This is a genomic window from Sorangium sp. So ce406, assembly GCF_051474675.1.
Classification (GTDB): domain Bacteria; phylum Myxococcota_A; class Polyangia; order Polyangiales; family Polyangiaceae; genus Sorangium; species Sorangium cellulosum_G.
The window spans coordinates 3593762-3609470 of the sequence record NZ_CP150340.1 but is presented as its reverse complement, the minus strand read 5'-3'; the positions used below and the strand labels follow the sequence as shown (position 1 = coordinate 3609470).

At 71.3% G+C, this 15709-nt stretch carries 8 protein-coding genes and 1 tRNA gene; 3 read left to right on the top strand and 6 right to left on the bottom strand.

Features of this window, described 5'->3' with window-relative positions; all coding sequences use genetic code 11:
• Window positions 1-84 precede the first annotated feature (84 nt).
• The gene (locus tag WME96_RS13485; protein WP_437290535.1) at window positions 85-1389 is read left to right on the top strand and encodes a serpin family protein; all 1305 of its coding nucleotides are present in this window, start codon (window positions 85-87) and stop codon (window positions 1387-1389) included.
• 259 nt (window positions 1390-1648) lie between these two features.
• Here the strand turns inward: WME96_RS13485 and WME96_RS13480 are convergent.
• Both WME96_RS13480 and WME96_RS13475 read right to left on the bottom strand, forming a co-directional pair.
• Window positions 1649-1795: transfer RNA gene (locus WME96_RS13480), tRNA-OTHER, on the bottom strand.
• A gap of 173 nt (window positions 1796-1968) precedes the next feature.
• Window positions 1969-2703 carry a DUF7873 family protein gene (locus WME96_RS13475; RefSeq protein WP_437290534.1) on the bottom strand — a complete coding sequence of 245 codons (735 nt, stop codon included), beginning with the start codon at window positions 2701-2703 and terminating at the stop codon, window positions 1969-1971.
• Window positions 2704-2849: 146 nt separating this feature from the next.
• Between WME96_RS13475 and WME96_RS13470 the strand changes: the two genes are divergently transcribed.
• Window positions 2850-3512: a histidine phosphatase family protein gene (locus WME96_RS13470; RefSeq protein WP_437290533.1), complete on the top strand. Its 663-nt coding sequence runs from the start codon at window positions 2850-2852 to the stop codon at window positions 3510-3512.
• A 182-nt stretch (window positions 3513-3694) separates the two neighbouring features.
• Here the strand turns inward: WME96_RS13470 and WME96_RS13465 are convergent, their stop codons facing one another.
• Both WME96_RS13465 and WME96_RS13460 read right to left on the bottom strand, forming a co-directional pair.
• Window positions 3695-5140, bottom strand: a complete 1446-nt coding sequence (locus WME96_RS13465) for an ADP-ribosylation family protein (RefSeq protein ID WP_437290532.1) — start codon at window positions 5138-5140, stop codon at window positions 3695-3697.
• Between the two features lie 165 nt (window positions 5141-5305).
• Complete coding sequence (locus WME96_RS13460; protein WP_437290531.1) at window positions 5306-10480, bottom strand: AAA family ATPase; 5175 nt, start codon at window positions 10478-10480, stop codon at window positions 5306-5308.
• Between the two features lie 841 nt (window positions 10481-11321).
• Between WME96_RS13460 and WME96_RS13455 the strand changes: the two genes are divergently transcribed.
• Window positions 11322-12428 (top strand): C1 family peptidase, encoded by a 1107-nt coding sequence (locus WME96_RS13455; protein WP_437290530.1) that lies wholly within the window; start codon window positions 11322-11324, stop codon window positions 12426-12428.
• A gap of 86 nt (window positions 12429-12514) precedes the next feature.
• On the opposite strand, the gene WME96_RS13450 is transcribed toward WME96_RS13455, so the two are convergent.
• Window positions 12515-13135 (bottom strand): hypothetical protein, encoded by a 621-nt coding sequence (locus WME96_RS13450; RefSeq protein WP_437290529.1) that lies wholly within the window; start codon window positions 13133-13135, stop codon window positions 12515-12517.
• A gap of 546 nt (window positions 13136-13681) precedes the next feature.
• Window positions 13682-15661 carry a hypothetical protein gene (locus WME96_RS13445; protein WP_437290528.1) on the bottom strand — a complete coding sequence of 660 codons (1980 nt, stop codon included), beginning with the start codon at window positions 15659-15661 and terminating at the stop codon, window positions 13682-13684.
• Window positions 15662-15709 lie beyond the last annotated feature (48 nt).

Here is a 15709-nt window from a genome sequence, read left to right as displayed (position 1 = left end):
ACGACGTGATTTCCGCGGGGAGCTGCGCTGGCACGCCGCCTGCTGATACCCAGCGTCATGCGAACGGCGACTTGGTTGACGGCCATGGGATTGTCAGCCCTGGTTGGGTGCAGCTCGGGCCAGGGCGGGAACGCGGGAGGGGGCGGCCAGGGCGGGGGCGGCTCGGTCGAGGCCCCCGTCGAGTGCTTCGAGGTGAAGCCCGGCTGCGTTGTGCCCTCGGACGTGACGCGGATCGAGAATCCGGACGTCTCGGCCGAGGATCGGGCGTCGCTCGCGCGCAACAACGCGAGCTTCGCGCTCGACATCGGCCGCGCGCTCCACAGCGCGACAGAGAACGTCGTCTACGCGCCTCTCAGCATCTCGACGGCGCTCGCGATGACCTACGCGGGCGCGCGGACAACGACGGAGCAGGCGATGGCCGCGGCGATGCGCTTCGAGCTCCCCCAGGAGCGGCTGCATCCGGCGTTCAACGACGTGGAGCTCCAGATCCAGAAACACGCCCAGGACGGCGGCTTCCGGCTCCGCACGGCCAACACGATCTGGGCGCAGATCGATATGCCGATCGAGAAGCCGTTCCTGAACGTGCTCGGCGAGCACTATGGCGCGCACGTGCGGCTCGCGGATTTCCTCACCGCCACGAAAGAGGCCGAGGGGCTCATCAACGCGTGGGTGAGCGACCGGACAGAGGGCAAGATCCCGAAGCTCCTCGATGACGACGTGACGCCGGAGACGGTGGCCGTGCTCGTCAACGCCGTCTACTTCAACGCCGCGTGGAAGACGGCGTTCGAGAAGGACGCGACGCAGCCGGGGGCGTTCCAGCGCGGCGACGATTCGAGCGTCACCGCCCAGATGATGCGCGGCATGCATCAGGGGAGCTACGGCGCCGGCGACGGCTGGGAAGCGGTGGGGATCCCGTATGCGGGGTCCGCCGTCTCGATGTTCGTCGTGCTGCCCGCCAAGGGGACCGCGGACGCGTTCGAGGAGTCGCTCGACGGCGCGGCGCTCGAGGCGATCATCGACTCGACCTACGAGCAGCCGGTCGATATCACGATGCCGAAGTTCTCGTTCGGCACGTCCGCCCCTCTCAACGAAACGCTCAAGGCGCTTGGCATGGGGGTCGCCTTCGGCAGCAAGGCCGACTTCACGGGCATCGTCGTGACCCCCCCCATCTGGATCCACAAGGTCATCCACGCGGCGAGGATCGACGTGAACGAGGCCGGGACCGAGGCATCAGGGTCGACCGCGGTCATCCTCAATTCCACGGGCTCGAATCTCCCGGCTCCGCCCGCGGCGATCGTCCTGGACCGCCCGTTCTTCTTCTTCATCCGCGACGTGTCGACGCAGGCGATCCTCTTCGCGGGACGCGTCAACGACCCGACGGCGCGCTGAGGATCGGGCCCCGCCCGGCGCGGGGGCGGGCCGGCGCCTGCCAGACGGGGGCGCCTGAAATAGGTGAGGCCCGGGACTCTGGCCTGATCCCGGGCCTCGGTTTGCCGCCCTCTGCGCACACCCACACGTTTAAGGTCAGAGGTCAGTCCTTACACCGCCGTGTTCTGCCATTGAACTACCGGCCATCGTGTTCCGCGCGCCGGGGCGGGAGCGCCCCGGCGCCGCGCTGCGGTAAGGCAACGCCTTACCGCAGCGCGGGCTGGCCAGGCTGGAATTGAACCAGCATCCGACGATTCAAGCCTCCTCCCGTTCGATTGGGTGATCGGCGGCGAATGCTCGAGCCTGGAGTGAGAGCTTGAGACCGTTGAACGGGCCAGCGCTGCCTCTGCCGAGTTGGGCTACCCCGCCGTGAAGACGACGATGAAGTGGCGGGGGCAGGACTCGAACCTGCACTGGGGCGCCGTGCCCATCAAGCTGAGCTTGAGCTTCAACTTGCACTCCGCCGCCACGATATCCCCCCGGCTGCCGCGGCGCAAGCGCCGCCGGGGCACGCGAGCAACCGCGCGGTCAGGCGCGCGGTCACGTACCGAAGATGAACCCGAGGACGGCGGCCCCGACCTTCTGCTCCTCGGCCGTCTGGTTGTTCGCCTCCTCGCGCGCGAACTTGACCGCCTTCTGCAGCTTCTCCACCCGATCGAGCAGCTCGTTGATGCGCCGCGCCGGCAGCGCGCCCGAGAACTTCACCGTCTTCCAGTAACCGACCACGACATCCTCGTGATAGACCTCCACCTGCGCGGGGTGCTTGTCCGTCGCCTCGGCCTTGACGTGGTTGCGCGGGATCTTCTTGGTCCGCGCGCTCTGCACCGGCTCGGTCGCCCAGGAGTCCGCGGAGGGATCGAACGTCCAGCTCTCGGACGCGTCGAGCACCGGCAGCTTCTTGATGAAGGTCTGCAGGTCGACGAGCTGCTTCTCGAGGAAGAGCAGGTAGGTGACCGGCACCCCCGTGAGCAGCACCTTGCCGTCGACCACCACGTCCGCGCGCGCCTTGCAGTTGGTGTAGTCCTTGGTTGCCGTGACGTCGAAGAGCTCGCCCAGGATATCGACCGTGCTCCGGATGATGTCCTCGGCCTTCACCTGCACCCGCGTCGCCTCGGGCGGGAGCTGCTCCCCCTCCTCGTCCTTCGCCCGGTAGGTGCGCGAGATCCCGGAGAGCAGCGCCGGCTTCTGCAGCGCGTGGTGCGCCTCGGTGAGGCGCTGGTGGGAGCGGGCCTTGACGCCCTTCTCGATGGCGATGATCTGGTTCAAGCGAGGCATGGCGGTCTCCTGGAGGGGGTTACCGTATCAGAGGCGCAGAGCGCCTGTCAGCGCCGTCGCGCCTGGTTCCTCGCGCCAACCTGTCCGGCAGCGCGGCGCGGAGCGGTCCCGTCGCGCCGCGCGCGCCCTGCTACAGTGCGGCCATCGTGCACGCCACCACAACGAAGCTGATGCTCATCCGGCACGGGGAGACCGACGACAACCGCGCGCAGGTCTTCCAGGGACAGGCGGGGCGCGGGCTCAACGCGCGCGGGCGCGAGCAGGCCGAGCGGCTCGCGGGGCGGTTCGCCGGCGCGCGGATCCGGCTCTCGGCGATCTACTGCTCCGACCTCGAGCGCGCCGCGGAGACGGCGGAGCGCGTGGCCTCGGCGCTGAACCTCGAGGCCGTCGCGGACGCTGCGCTGCGGGAGGTGAGCCTCGGCGCCTGGCAGGGGCTCAGCCGCGCCGAGGTGCAGGCGCGCTTCCCCGAGGAGTGGGCCGCGTGGCGGCGCGGCGTCGATGTCCGGCGCGGCGGCGGCGAGACGTACGCGGAGCTCGGCGATCGCATGATGCGCGCGCTCGACCGGATCGCGGAGCGGCACGCGGGCGAGGCGGTCGGGGTGGTGTCCCACGGCGCGGCCATCAAGACCGCTGTTGGGCGGATGCTCCAGATGGACGCCGGCGGGCTGACGGCGCTGCAGGTGCCGGCCAACACGGGAGTCTGTTTGATCGAGCACGACCCGGGCAGCGGCTACCGCGTCGTCGTCTGGAACGACGCCGCTCACCTCGGCGACGCGCTGGCCGAGGCGCTCTCCGCGCCGCCGGCGTGAGGCGCGACGCCGTGGCCAGACGTCTGGCCACGGACAGCCAGACGTCTGGCCACGGACAGCCAGACGTCTGGCCACGGACAGCCAGATCGGGGCGGCTCTGTCCTCGTGATATCGTGAAGGCGCGCTCCCCTTGCCGCGCCCGGGCCGCTCCAGGGACGGGAGCGGGCCCTCGCGCCGCGGTCTCAGTCGTAGATGCCCACGTGCGCGAGATCGCGGTTCGCGTGGTGCACCTCGGCGATCGCGGCGAGCGCCTCGCGCCCCAGCATGCGGTAGCCCCGCGTCATCAGCGCCAGCGCGTCGGCGCGGAACTCGTCGGGATCGGCCCAGTGCAGATCCCGCCCGAGCGCCAGCGCGTAGAGCGGCTCGCCGCGGTCCAGCACCGCCGTCGCGTCGGCGATCAGCGCCCGCGTCCGCTCCGGCTCATCGCGGAACTCACGCCCGCTGAAATGCGCGCCGGAGGCGAGGTAGGGCGGCGTGAAGCCCTCGCCGTCGCGGCCGACGACGCCGACGCCGCACACGATCTCCGGCAGCTCCTTGCGGTCCTCGTAGGCGAGCAGCAGGTCCGGCGCGTCCTCGGCCAGCGCCGCCTCCTCGGCCTGCGCGAACGCATCGATCGCTTCGCGGACGACGCGTACCCGACAGGCCGCCTGCGCGACATCCTCGTGATACTCCGAGGTCAGGTACTCCCCCTCGATCTCGTCGAGGTGCCTGGAGACCACGGCGAGCAGCGTCGGCCCGGCCCACCAGTTCTCGGCCGAGTCCCGCGCGTAGTTCTCGACCACGCCGCTCGGCAGGTGCGCCGGGTCGTCGTACCAGAGCCCGAAATGCTGCCCGTCACTGGAGCCGCCCAGCATGCTCAGGAACTCCGGCGCGTCGCAGCGGAAGCGCGCGTCGAGCCGCTCGTCCAGCCCGTCGCGCGGCGCGCGCCCGAGCCCACCCTCCTCGAACCACTCGAGCACGCCGAAAGGCCGATAGAGGTCGAGCCCTTGATACGCCTCCAGCTCTGCATCGGAGAGGCTCGAATAGAAGCCCCAGAAGACACCGACGTGGCGCGGGAGCCGCACGCCGTGAACCGCGCGCAGCTTCGCCTCCACCTGCCCGAGGCGCTTCATAGCCGCGTCGAGCGCGGAGGCGCGGCGGGCGGCGAGCTCCTCGTCGGACTCGGGCCGCGCCGTCTGGAGGAACGCCTCCCAGGTCGCCTCATCGAGCTCGTACGGCCCCTCCCCCGCGATCTCCGCCCTCCACGCGCGCATCGGCCCGTCCTCGCGCAGGATGAGCGCGGCGAACCCGTCCACGTCCTCCACGCCCTGCTCGCGCAGCGCCGGAGGACAGATGATGTCGATCGGCATGAACGCCGGGTCCACCCGGCTCGCCTGCTCGACGAGCGCTGGCAGCGCCTTGACCCACCCTTCGAGGTAGGCGACGAGCCGCGGCGCCGTGGGCTCCCCCGCGCCCTGGACGATCGGCAGCTCCTGCGTCTTCACGTCGACGACAGCTCCCTCCTCGTCGCGCGTCCATACGCCGATCTCTGCTATCACGTCGCCGTCGCGCTCCGTCACCGCATCGTCGGGATCGGAGCTCCCCAGCGTGATCTGCCAGGCCCCCTGCGTTATCGGGAGCAGTCGCATCAGCGTGTCACGAACGATCGCGGCGCGGTTCATTGGCGCGCATCGTACCCCCGCCGCGCAGCGCGCTCCAGCGCCGCCGCACACGCGGCAGTCGCCTCATCTCAACCTCGCGACGTGCGGCGCGTCCTGTGGGCTTCGGATCAACAGACAGTATGCCAGGCTCTCTCAGCGGGGCGCGTCGCGCTGGGCTCCCCGGCCACGAGAGGCCATCTCCGCGAGGCGGGGAGCCTCGCCGGTCCGCTGGAGCGCATGGCCGATGCCGCGCTGAAGCGTGGAGTGGATCACGAGCCCTCCCAGATCGATATCGAGGCTCACCAGGGCGCGAGACACCTGCGGGCGAACCCCGGTGATCACCACCTCGGCGCCGAGCAACCGCAGCGCGGCCGCGGTCCGCAACAGGGTCGCCGCGACGGCGCTGTCCACGACGCTCACGCCGGTGATGTCCAGGATGACCACCTGCGCCCCGGTGTCCGACACGCCGCGCAGCGCCGTCTCGAGCGCCTGATTCGCGCGCTCCGTGTCGATGCTCCCGATCAGCGGCATGGCCATGATGCGGTCGGTGATCGGGATGAGCGGACACGCCATCTCCGCGAGCCGGTCGCGCTGGATACGGATGAGATCGTCCTGGAGCTCGGCCCGCGCCCGCTCGACGCGCGCCCGCTCGGCGAGCTCCTCCTCCAGCCGCGCCTTCGCCGCGGAGAGCTCGGCGGTGCGCTCGGCGACGGCCGCCTCGAGCGCGTCCTTGTCGCGGCGGATGACGTCGCTCGTCGCCTGGACGCGGCCGTAGAGCAGCGCGTTCTCGAGCGCGACGGCGGCCTGCGAGGCGATGAGCTCGAACAGATCGAGCCGGGCGGGAGAGAAGATGTCGGGCGCAGCGTTGTTCTCGAGATAGAGGATCCCCGTCAGGCGCCCCTGGCTCACCATCGGAAGGCCGAGCACGGACCGCGGCCTCCGCGACGCGACATAACCGTCGCCGTCGAGCCGCGCGTCCTGCGCGGCGTCCCCCACGAGGACCGAGCTCCTCGTCCCCGTGACGATGTCGATCACACGGGGGGCGACAGCGCCGCTCTCGCGGACGAGCGCCGGCGGGCCCACGCGCACCTCGGCGCCGTCCTCGGCGACGGCCTCGACGCGCAGCCCCTCGCCGCGCTCCAGGATCAGCGCGCCCCGCTGCGCGCCGGAGCTCTCGACGGCGAGGCGCAGGAGCCGCACCACGACGCGCTCGAGGTCGACCTCGCGGGCGATCGCCTGCGCCGACCGGATGACCGCGGCCGCGTCGAGCAGCGCCGTGCGCCGCGCGCCCGTGATCGTGCTCGAGGCCACCGAGGTCAGATCCGAGAGCGCGCCCCCCGCCGCCTGCGGACGCCGCGCGGTCGCGCGGCTGAGCAGCCGGGGGTGGGCCTCCTGCATCTGCCGCACCTTGGCCACCGCGCCCCAGCGCGCGTACGCGTCGTGCGCCTCGACAAGGAACGGCTGCGCGAGCCGCTCCCCGCCGCGCCCGGCCAGGAACCGGCCGCAGAGCTCGTAGGCGAGCGCCGTGTAACGCACGTACCCCGCGCGCTGCGCGGCGTCGATCGCCTGATCGTACGCCGCGAGGACGCGATCGGTCGCCTCGCCGGCGAGGCGCGCCCGCTCCGCCGCGACGAGCAGGTCCATGTGGCGAAACTCCGGGCAGTCCCGCGCGATCGCGACGAGCTTGTCGTGGCTCGAGGCGAGCATCGCGGCGAGCCTGTCGCTCTCCTCCAGGCTCGATCGGGGGCCGAGCGCCGTGATGGTGAGGCAGGTGTAGAGCGGCAGATCGGCGATCGCGAAGTACTGACCGACCCCGCCCGCGAGCCGCTCGTGCGCGCGGAGCGCCATCTGGAGCGCGCCCTCGTGATCCCCGTAAAGGAACACGAGCGCGAGCCTCGCCGTGTAGTACCAGCAGGCAGGGGTCGCGAGCCCCGGCGCGTCCAGCGTCGGGGCGAACGCCGCCTCGTCGAAGCAGGCGTCGCTCAGCGAGGCGCGGTCGAAGGTGCGCCCCGCGAGGTTCTCGATGACCTGCCGCGCGACGGTCTGCATCGCCGTGCACACCGGATCCCTGGTGCGGCGGGCGAAGCGCAGGAACCGCTCGACCTCCTCCCGCACGCCGAGGACGTCGCCGGCCAGGCTGAGCTTGATGACGGCGATGTGGTTGGAGGCGAACCTCCCGAACAGGAAGTCGCCCGTCTCCATCGCGGCGTCGAGGGCCCGCTGGTAAGCGTCGAGGGCCTCGCGGTGCGGCCTGGAGAGCATCATCGTGGCCGCGAAGAGGAACCAGGTCTTCGCCTTCAGCTCGGCCATGCTGTGACGGTCGTCGAGGGCGACGCCCGCCCGCGCGATCTCGTAGCCCTCGCGCACGCGGCCCAGGAACGCCGCCACCATGAAGCCGTACGTGACGTAGACCCAGCCCGACAGCGCCGAGTTGCCGTGCCGGAGCGACAGGCTCGCCATCCTGGCGACGACGAGCTGGTAGAGGCGCGGATCCATCAGGTAGGCCGGCGTCTCCAGGCACGCGAGCAGCTTGAGCACCGCGAGCCTCTCCGGGTCGGCGAGCTCCGGGCCCGCGCCGATGGCGTCGACCCCGCGGTCGCCGAGGCACCGCGCGATCTCGGCGAGCTCCGCCTGGACGGCCGCGTCGAGCGCGGCGGCGTCGCCGGGCAGGTCGACGTCGAACAGGCGCAGGCCGCGGCGCCCCTCGGCGACCGCCTCGGGGAAGCGGCCCTGCGCCACGTGGAGGGTCGCGCGCAGGCCGTGCACGCGCGCGCGCTCCAGGTCCGAGGCGGCGCCCTCGAGGACGGCGGCGAGGAGCGCCTCGGCGTCCTCGTGGCGGCCGCTCAGGTACGCGCCCTCGGCGCGCTCGGCGAGGACGTCGAAGGCCAGGTCGCGCTCGCCGCCAGAGAGCTCCGGATCGAGCGCGAAGGCCGCGGCGCTCAGGTAGCCGAAGGCGGCGTCGAACGCCGTCGCGGCCCTGGCGCGACGGCCCGCCGCGAGGTTCCACCGGACGAAGTCGCGGCGCTCCGCCGCGTCCTCGATGAGCGCCGCGCCGGCGTTGAGGTGGCTCACGATCCGGAACAGGTCCTCGTCGCTGATCGCCGGATCCGCGCCGGCCGCGGCCGCGCCGTCCGGGCCGGCGGCGCGCGCGGACAGGAGCCGGCCGATGCGGCGGTGCAGCCGCTCGCGCTCCGCCCCGTCGAGGAGCGCGTAGGCGGCCTGCTGGATGCGGTCGTGCAGGAAGCGGTACGAGACGCGCAAGGACGGCGCGTCGAGGAGCTCGCCGGCGACCGCCGCGTCGCCGGAGTGGACGAAGCGGTAGTCGGCGGAGAGGGGCACGAGGAGGCCGTCCCGCAGCGCGTCCCAGAGCGCCGCGGCCACCTCGGCCGGGGGCCTGTCGCCCACGAGCGCGAGCGTCTGGATGTCGAACTCGTGGCCCACGCAGGCGGCGAGCTGCAGCGTCCGCTGCGCGTCGGGCGCGAGCCGCCGGATCTTCGCGGCCATCAGCTCGATGACGCTCTCGCCGACCGCGCGCCGGGCCCGATCGATGTCCCAGGTCCAGGCGCCCGCGGCCGGATCGAAGCGCGCGATCCCCTCGTCGGCGAGCGCGCGGAGGTACTGCGTGATGAAGAACGGGTTGCCCGCGGTCTTCTGCAGGACGAGCCGCGCGAAGGGCTCCGCCCGGTCGAGGCCGCAGTGGAAGGTCTCGGCGACGAGCCGGCGGACGTCGACGAGCCCGAGCGGCCGGAGCCTGAGCTCGCGGACGGGCGCGTTCGCCGCGCGCAGCTCGTTGAGGAGCTTCGTGACCGGGTGGTCGTCGTCGACCTCGTCGTCGCGGTAGGCACCGATCACGAGCAGTCCCCCGCCCTCCGGCTCGGTGAGCAGGAGCTCGAGGAGCTTGAGCGAGGCAGGATCGGCCCACTGCAGGTCGTCGATGAAGACGACGAGGAGCTGCTCGTCCGTGACCGCGCGGACGAAGCTCTGAAACGCGAGGTTGAAGCGGTTCTGCGACTCGCCCGGCCCGAGCGGCTGGAGCGGGGGCTGCGGGCCGAGGATGCGCGCGAGCTCGGGGACGACGTTGACGACGACCTGCCCGTTGGATCCGAGCGCGGCCGCGATGCGGGCCCTCCACGCCGACAGGCGCTCTTCTCGCTCGGACAGGATGTGGTTGCAGAGCTCGCCGAACGCCTGGGCGATGGCCGCGTACGGGGCGCGCTGCGCGAGCTGGCCGAACTTCCCGGAGACGAAGTCGCCGCGCCGGTGCGCGAGGGCCTTGTAGACCTCGTGGACGAGGGCTGATTTGCCGACGCCGGCGTGCCCGGCGACGAGGAGCAGCTCGGTGGCGCCGGCCGCCGCGCGCCCGCACGCGGCCACGAGCGCCTCCGTCTCGGCCTCGCGGCCATAGAGCTTCTCCGGGATGCTGAGCGCCCCGCCCGCGTCGCGCGCGGCGAGCGGGAAGGGATCGATACGGCCGTCGGCCTCGTACCGCCGGAGGCACTCCTCGAGATCGGCCTGGAGCGCCTCCGCATGCTGATAGCGATCCTCCGCGGCCTTGGAGAGGAGCTTCATGACGATATCGGAGACCACGCTCGGGACGTGCGGTGACACGGAGAGCGGCGGCGCGGGCGACCTGGCGAGGTGGCAGTGCACGAGCTCCATGGCGGAGGACGCGTCGAACGGGAGGGAGCCCGTGATCATCTGGTAGAGCGTGACGCCGAGCGAGTAGAGGTCGGTCCGGCAGTCGAGGCTGCGGTTCATCCAGCCCGTCTGCTCGGGGGACATGTACGCGAGGGTCCCCTCGGCGACGTCCGGGTTCTCGGCCCTGGGGACCTCGTGGGAGAGGCGCGTGGCGATTCCGAAGTCGGTGAGCTTGACCTCGAGCGGATCGAGGCGGACGAGGACGTTGTGCGGCTTGATGTCCTTGTGGATGACGCCGGCGCGGTGCAGCGCGGCGAGGGTGCCCGCGACGCGGCAGCCGATGCGCAACGTCGTCGGCAGGTCGAGCGCGTCGTCCCGGAGGACGGCGTCGAGCGACCTGGCGCCGAAGTCCTCCAGGACGAGGACGGGCGCCCCTGCGCGCTCCTCGACGCCGAGGACGCGAACGACGCCCGGGTGACTGAGCTCCTTCGCGATCGCCTGCTCGTGGCGGAGCCGCGCGACCTCGCGGGGCGTCGCGCGCTCCGGCCTCAGCGCCTTCAGGACGACCGGCAGCCCGTCGCCGGCGCGGCGCGCCCGGCAGACGACGACGTGAGGCCCCTGATGCAGAATGTCGTCGGCGTGGTACCCGGAGAGCGGCGCCTCGGGTGAGCCGCCAGCAGCGTTATCCATCCCCATGCGGCGGAGCATACAGGCAGGACCTGGGTCGGCGGCTAGCACCAAACGCCTTGTCGCCGCAGACTGACACTCACGCACAGGCTCCCCGCGAGGGGGCCACTGCAGAGGTCGGCAAGTGCAGAGTTCGCTCGCTCCGCCCTGCCTTCGGTGCGTACAGCAGGGCTCGCTCCGATCAGGGTAAAGAGGGTACGCGTGGGGCGCCCCTCATGCCGCCTTCGGGGCTCTGGGCTGCGAGATACGTATTGCTTCGCAACTTCACGCTTGCGCTCGGCCACTCATGAATGAGGCGTGGAGTTCTCCGGTGAGGAACGCGGTGTTCGATGAACGTGACCGGCCACCGGCTTTCACCGCGCTCGTCGAAGCAGGCATACGTCCTCGCGGTCCAGCATCGCACAACCGGGGCGAAACGTGAGCGAAAGTTGCCACCCAGCCCCTGTCTATCCTGGTCGGCAGACGCCTCCCTGCCTTCGTCCATCCTGATCCGCAACGTACCTCGGACGAGAACGGACGGATCCGCGTGTCCGAGGCGAAGAAGCGCCGCGAGCCTTTCCAGTTGACTCGCACCCATGGCAACAACGCACGGCAGCCGTCGCACACTTCTGCACACATGAGGCTTGGCGCAGCGCTCGCAGATATCCCCCGATGATTCGCCGCATGGGCGCAGGGATAGCTGTCTGAAGCGATGCTCTTGCAGCGCTTCATGGGGCGCCCACCTCAAGGTTCCGGGACCGCGTTCGACGCGACAGCGATCGCGTGACGCGAAGAGGAGCTTCGCTCGCCCTGCCCCAGATCCCCATCCAGACTCAGCTCATTTCAATTCAAACGGAGGCCGATCATGAGCAGAAGCAAGAATGGCTCACTGGCTGTACAGTTCGCATCTCTGATCCTGACCCTCTCCGGAAACGCACTCGCGAAGCAGGATTTTGGCATCAAGGACATCCACGAGGACGCGAGCATGAAGCTCGAGCGGGGCACTCTGCTGAGCTGGATGCTGATGCGCGAAACTCAGAATGAAGCCTCGAGCGATCTGGGATTTGCATCGCTCTTCGAAGCGGCGCCCGTCAAATCGGCGCAGCTAGCCTACCCGCCGTCGCACGACCTGTCGGTATACTTGCCGCTCGATCCGCGTGAGCGCGATCAGGGCAGGTGCCAGAACTGCTACGCCTGGGCGGGGACTGGCGCGATGGAAATCGCTCTGACGCTCCAGCGAGGATTCAGCTCCAGCACCCGGCTCTCCGTTCAGTACTACAATTCATGCCGGTGCGAAGGCGGAACCAACTGCATCAGCTGTCACCCATTGAACCTTCAGCACTTCGTGAACTGGTACAAGACGAGCGGGAAGGCGATCCCCTGGTCGAACTACAAGGCATCATTCAACGACAAGAACATAAGCGAGTGGGACGAATCCACGCTGGACTGCAGGGAAATAGACGAATGGACGAGAGACTTCCCGATCGTGTCCATCGACGCGCAGAAGATCGACACGGTCCTGGAAGGAGTGAGCGATCCGTGGATAGCTCAAAGGGTGGCGATCTCCAGGATCAAAGACGTACTTCTCACCGACAGACCCGTCGTGTTCAGCATGCACTTGCGGAGCCAATCAGACTTCAAGCACTTCTTGAACTGGTGGAGGGACGGTCGCGAGTCGGATGTGCTGGATGTCGATCAGTACTGCGTCACGGCCTCCGAAGGAGGCGGCGCGAGCACGAGCGAGAAGAACGCCGGGCACACCATGCTGATTGTCGGATACAACGACGATCCTCAGGAACCCTACTGGATCGTACTGAATAGCCTCGGCACCCCTGACGGTCGGCAGAATCAAATGTTCCGGATGAAGATGAACATGGACTACAGATGCCATGTATACGACGCGGGCCAGGTCGTGCCCGCACGGTGGTTCGACACGCTGAACATTCGATACGGCCTTGGATCTTCCAGTTGAGATCCTCTGGCGCCGCTCCCCGGCGACCGTCTCGACAGCCACAAGCACCGGCATCGAAGAGCACCGGCGAGCGCGACCGATTGTGTTCACATGGAGGGCGGGGCGCAGGCGGACTCGACAAGTTTGTTATACAAGCTCGGGTTGGCCCGATCGGTAGCACAGCTCGTGCGGACATGCTCCATGAACGCATTCCTGCACGCCTGCGCGGCGATCAGATCGCATAGCGGCGGGGGCGGGGGCGGCTCTGGCGCTCCTCCCCTGATCATCTCGCAATAGGCGGCGGCGGAGATCAGTCCGATCTCCTTGCCGTTCTTCGCGCACTCCCCCGTCGACAGAGGCGCCTCTGTCTCCGACTCCGACTCCGAGAAGGGCGGCTGCTCGACCTCGGATGTGGAGCCGGTACACCTGGAGAAGAGATTGTTGATGGTGCTGGTGGCCGCATCGCGCATTCCTGCCACCACGCAAGGATCCGAGGCCGTTATGCCCGCCGTCAGCTCGTCCACCTTCTTCGCGAATTTTTCAAAGCCACGACATCCGAACGATGTCTCGAAGAGCTGCTCGAGGAACCGCTCGCGCATCTTCTTCGCGGCCTCATAGGTTTGTTTCGCAGCCGGGGTGGTGCATTCCGCAGGCTGAGCGGCCGCAGCGCTCGTCGCCAGCGCCAGCGCTGCGCCCAGGCTCATCGTGGCGATCTTGGCATGATTCACGAAATTCCCCTCCTGTGCTGAAGAAGGGCGCGGCTCGCTGCCGTCCCTCCTTCACCACGCCGCACGCATAGGACGTACGCGAGTACATCGCCAGCCTGGGGATGCAGGTCGGGCGGATTCTCCGAGTGGTCGAGGTGGCACGCTCCACCGCGATGGTGGCCGGCGCCAGCCATGCCGTCGATGGCTCCGGGCACCGGACGGGAGGGCAAGCTACCAGCGCGATGGAGTGGTGGTCTGGGACGTTCATCTCGCTGGCTCGGCAACAACGGTCTCGTCAGTCCGGCAGCAGGCCATGGGCCGTCGGGGGACCTCATCGCGCACCAGGCGCTCTCGGCGCCGACACACCAGCCTTCGAGGACGTCGCATCACGGACAGCCAGACGTCTGGCCACGGACAGCCAGACGTCTGGCCACGGACAGCCAGTGCTCAATTCCAGCAACGGGACCTCAAGATGCAGGCGATCCCAGAGGCGCACCTGGCCTTCGTCGAGTCATGTCGCTCATGGGGCGTGATCTTGGCCACCACGATACGACATCGTGCCGGGCGCTAACGCCCCGCGGGGCCGAACCGGCGCCCGTCGGCCGGCGTCTCCGGGGGCGGCGCCTCCGGGACGAGCGCGCCGCCGTGGGTCAGCACGTGCCACCGCTCGTCGCGCGGCCCGGACAGCGAGAGCCAGCGCTTGCCCAGGAGCTCCGGCGCGGGCTTCGGGAGCACGCGGAACCGCACGCGACCGCCCTGCACCTCGACCTTCGTCAGGTTCTGGGACACCTCGACCCCGCGCGCGAGGGCGAGCGCCGGGTGACCCGGGCGATCCAGCGACACGTCGAGCCGCCCGCCCGCCGAGTCCGCGGGCGAGCTCACGAGGAGCGCGGCGCCGCCAGGGGCCGGCAGCGCCGCGACCCCGTCCGGCACCACGACGCGCCGCCACGCCTGCGGCGCGCCGAGCGGCAGCGGGCTGCGCACGAGCAGCTGCAGCGGCTCGCGCCGCGCGGCGCTCGCGGGCGGCGTCGGACCGACCAGGAGCAGCGTGCCGTCCGGCGCCGCGGCGAGGTGCTCCACGGCGTCGGCCGGGATCGCGTGAGACCCCTCGGCGCGCCACGGGCCCTGCGCGCCGCGCACGAACAGCGCCGCGACCCCGCCTCCGCCGCGGCAGACGAGCAGGCCGACGCCGGCCGCGTTGCGCAGCGCGACCGGCTGCGCGCACCCCTCCGGCGCCGCGACGGGCGCCACGGCGCCCGCGCGCTGGTCGACGACCGCGAACGTGGGCGGCCGCGCGAGGTGCGCGGCGCAGGCGGCGCCGGGCGGCACGCGCGCCGGATCGCAGAGGCCGTCGCCGAACGCCGCGAGCCAGGTGCGCGTCGGCGGCGGCCGCGGCGGGAGGACCGCGAGCAGGCACAGCGCCCCCTCGCAGGAGACGCCGTAGCCGCCCATGAGGCCGCCGATGACGCCGCCCGCGCCCGCGTCGTCCTTGCACGGCGGCTCCCGTCCGACCGCCGCAGCGCCGCGCGGCGGCGGCTCGGGCGCAGGCGGGACGAGGGCCGAGCGGAGGGCGCCGGCCTCGCGGGCCCGGATCGCGTCGGAGAGGTGCAGCGCGGCGCCGAAGGTCGGCAGGCCGTGCAGCAGGTCGGCGCGGGCGGCCCGGGTCCACGCCCGGCCGTCGCGGCTCAGCACGGCGGGGCAGACAGGGTCGCCGTTCCAGATCCAGGAGCCCGCGCGCTCGACCGCGCGCGGCTGGAACGTGGAGCGCGACCAGGTCTGGCCGCGATCCGACGAGATGAACGTGTCCGGCGCGGCGGGGGGCGCCGGGCGCGCCGGGCGCGCCGGAGACGCCGGAGACGCCGGAGACGCCGGGCGGCCGCGCGCGGGCGCCGCGGCGGCGGCGACGAGCGCCACGAGCGCGCCGTCGGGGCGCACGAGCACCGCGCGCACCGTCTTGCCCGGCGCGACGACGGCCGAGGTGAAGGTGCGGCCCTCGTCCGCGGAGACGCTGACGCGCTCCCCCGCCGCGGCGGCGATGAGGCCGCCGGCGGCGTCCCAGGCCGTCGCGCCGGCGACGCTGCCGCGCCGCTCGAAGCCGTCGGGCCGGAGCGCGGCGCGGACGTCGGCGGCGCGGTGGAGCGCGCCGTCGGGCGTCGCGACGTGGAGGGCGTCGTCCCGCTGGCCGGTGAGGCCGACCCAGGTGAAGCCCGCGGGCAGCCTCAAGGGGCCGACGACGCCGAGGTCCTCGTGGACGGCGAAGGCGCCGACAGCGGCTGCGCCGGGGGCGCCGACTGCGCCCGGGGCGCCGGCTCCGCCTGCGGCGCCGGCTCCGCCCGGGGCGCCGGCGCCGTCTCCAGGCGCGGCGAAGACCGCGACACGCGCGCCGAGGGCGATCTCGCGGTGCTCGCTGAACGGGTTCCGCTCGGCCCGCGCGCGCTCCTGCTCCCCGAGGGGCGGCTCGACCCAGGGCGCAGGCGGCATCGCGGCGGCCGGCAACGCCAGCGGGGCCGACGGGTCGACGGAAGGGCCGGCGGGCTCGGCGCGCACCGGCGCCTCCGGCGGGGCCGGTGGGATGGCGATCGAAGCCGGCGCGAG

What these genes read in the sequence shown, in the direction of transcription:
- WME96_RS13485 (WP_437290535.1), top strand. Translation starts at nt 85, where the DNA reads ATGGGATTGTCAGCCCTGGTTGGGTGCAGCTCGGGCCAGGGCGGGAAC.
- WME96_RS13475 (WP_437290534.1), bottom strand. Translation starts at nt 2,703, where the DNA reads ATGCCTCGCTTGAACCAGATCATCGCCATCGAGAAGGGCGTCAAGGCC.
- WME96_RS13465 (WP_437290532.1), bottom strand. Translation starts at nt 5,140, where the DNA reads ATGCGACTGCTCCCGATAACGCAGGGGGCCTGGCAGATCACGCTGGGG.
- WME96_RS13460 (WP_437290531.1), bottom strand. Translation starts at nt 10,480, where the DNA reads ATGGATAACGCTGCTGGCGGCTCACCCGAGGCGCCGCTCTCCGGGTAC.
- WME96_RS13455 (WP_437290530.1), top strand. Translation starts at nt 11,322, where the DNA reads ATGAGCAGAAGCAAGAATGGCTCACTGGCTGTACAGTTCGCATCTCTG.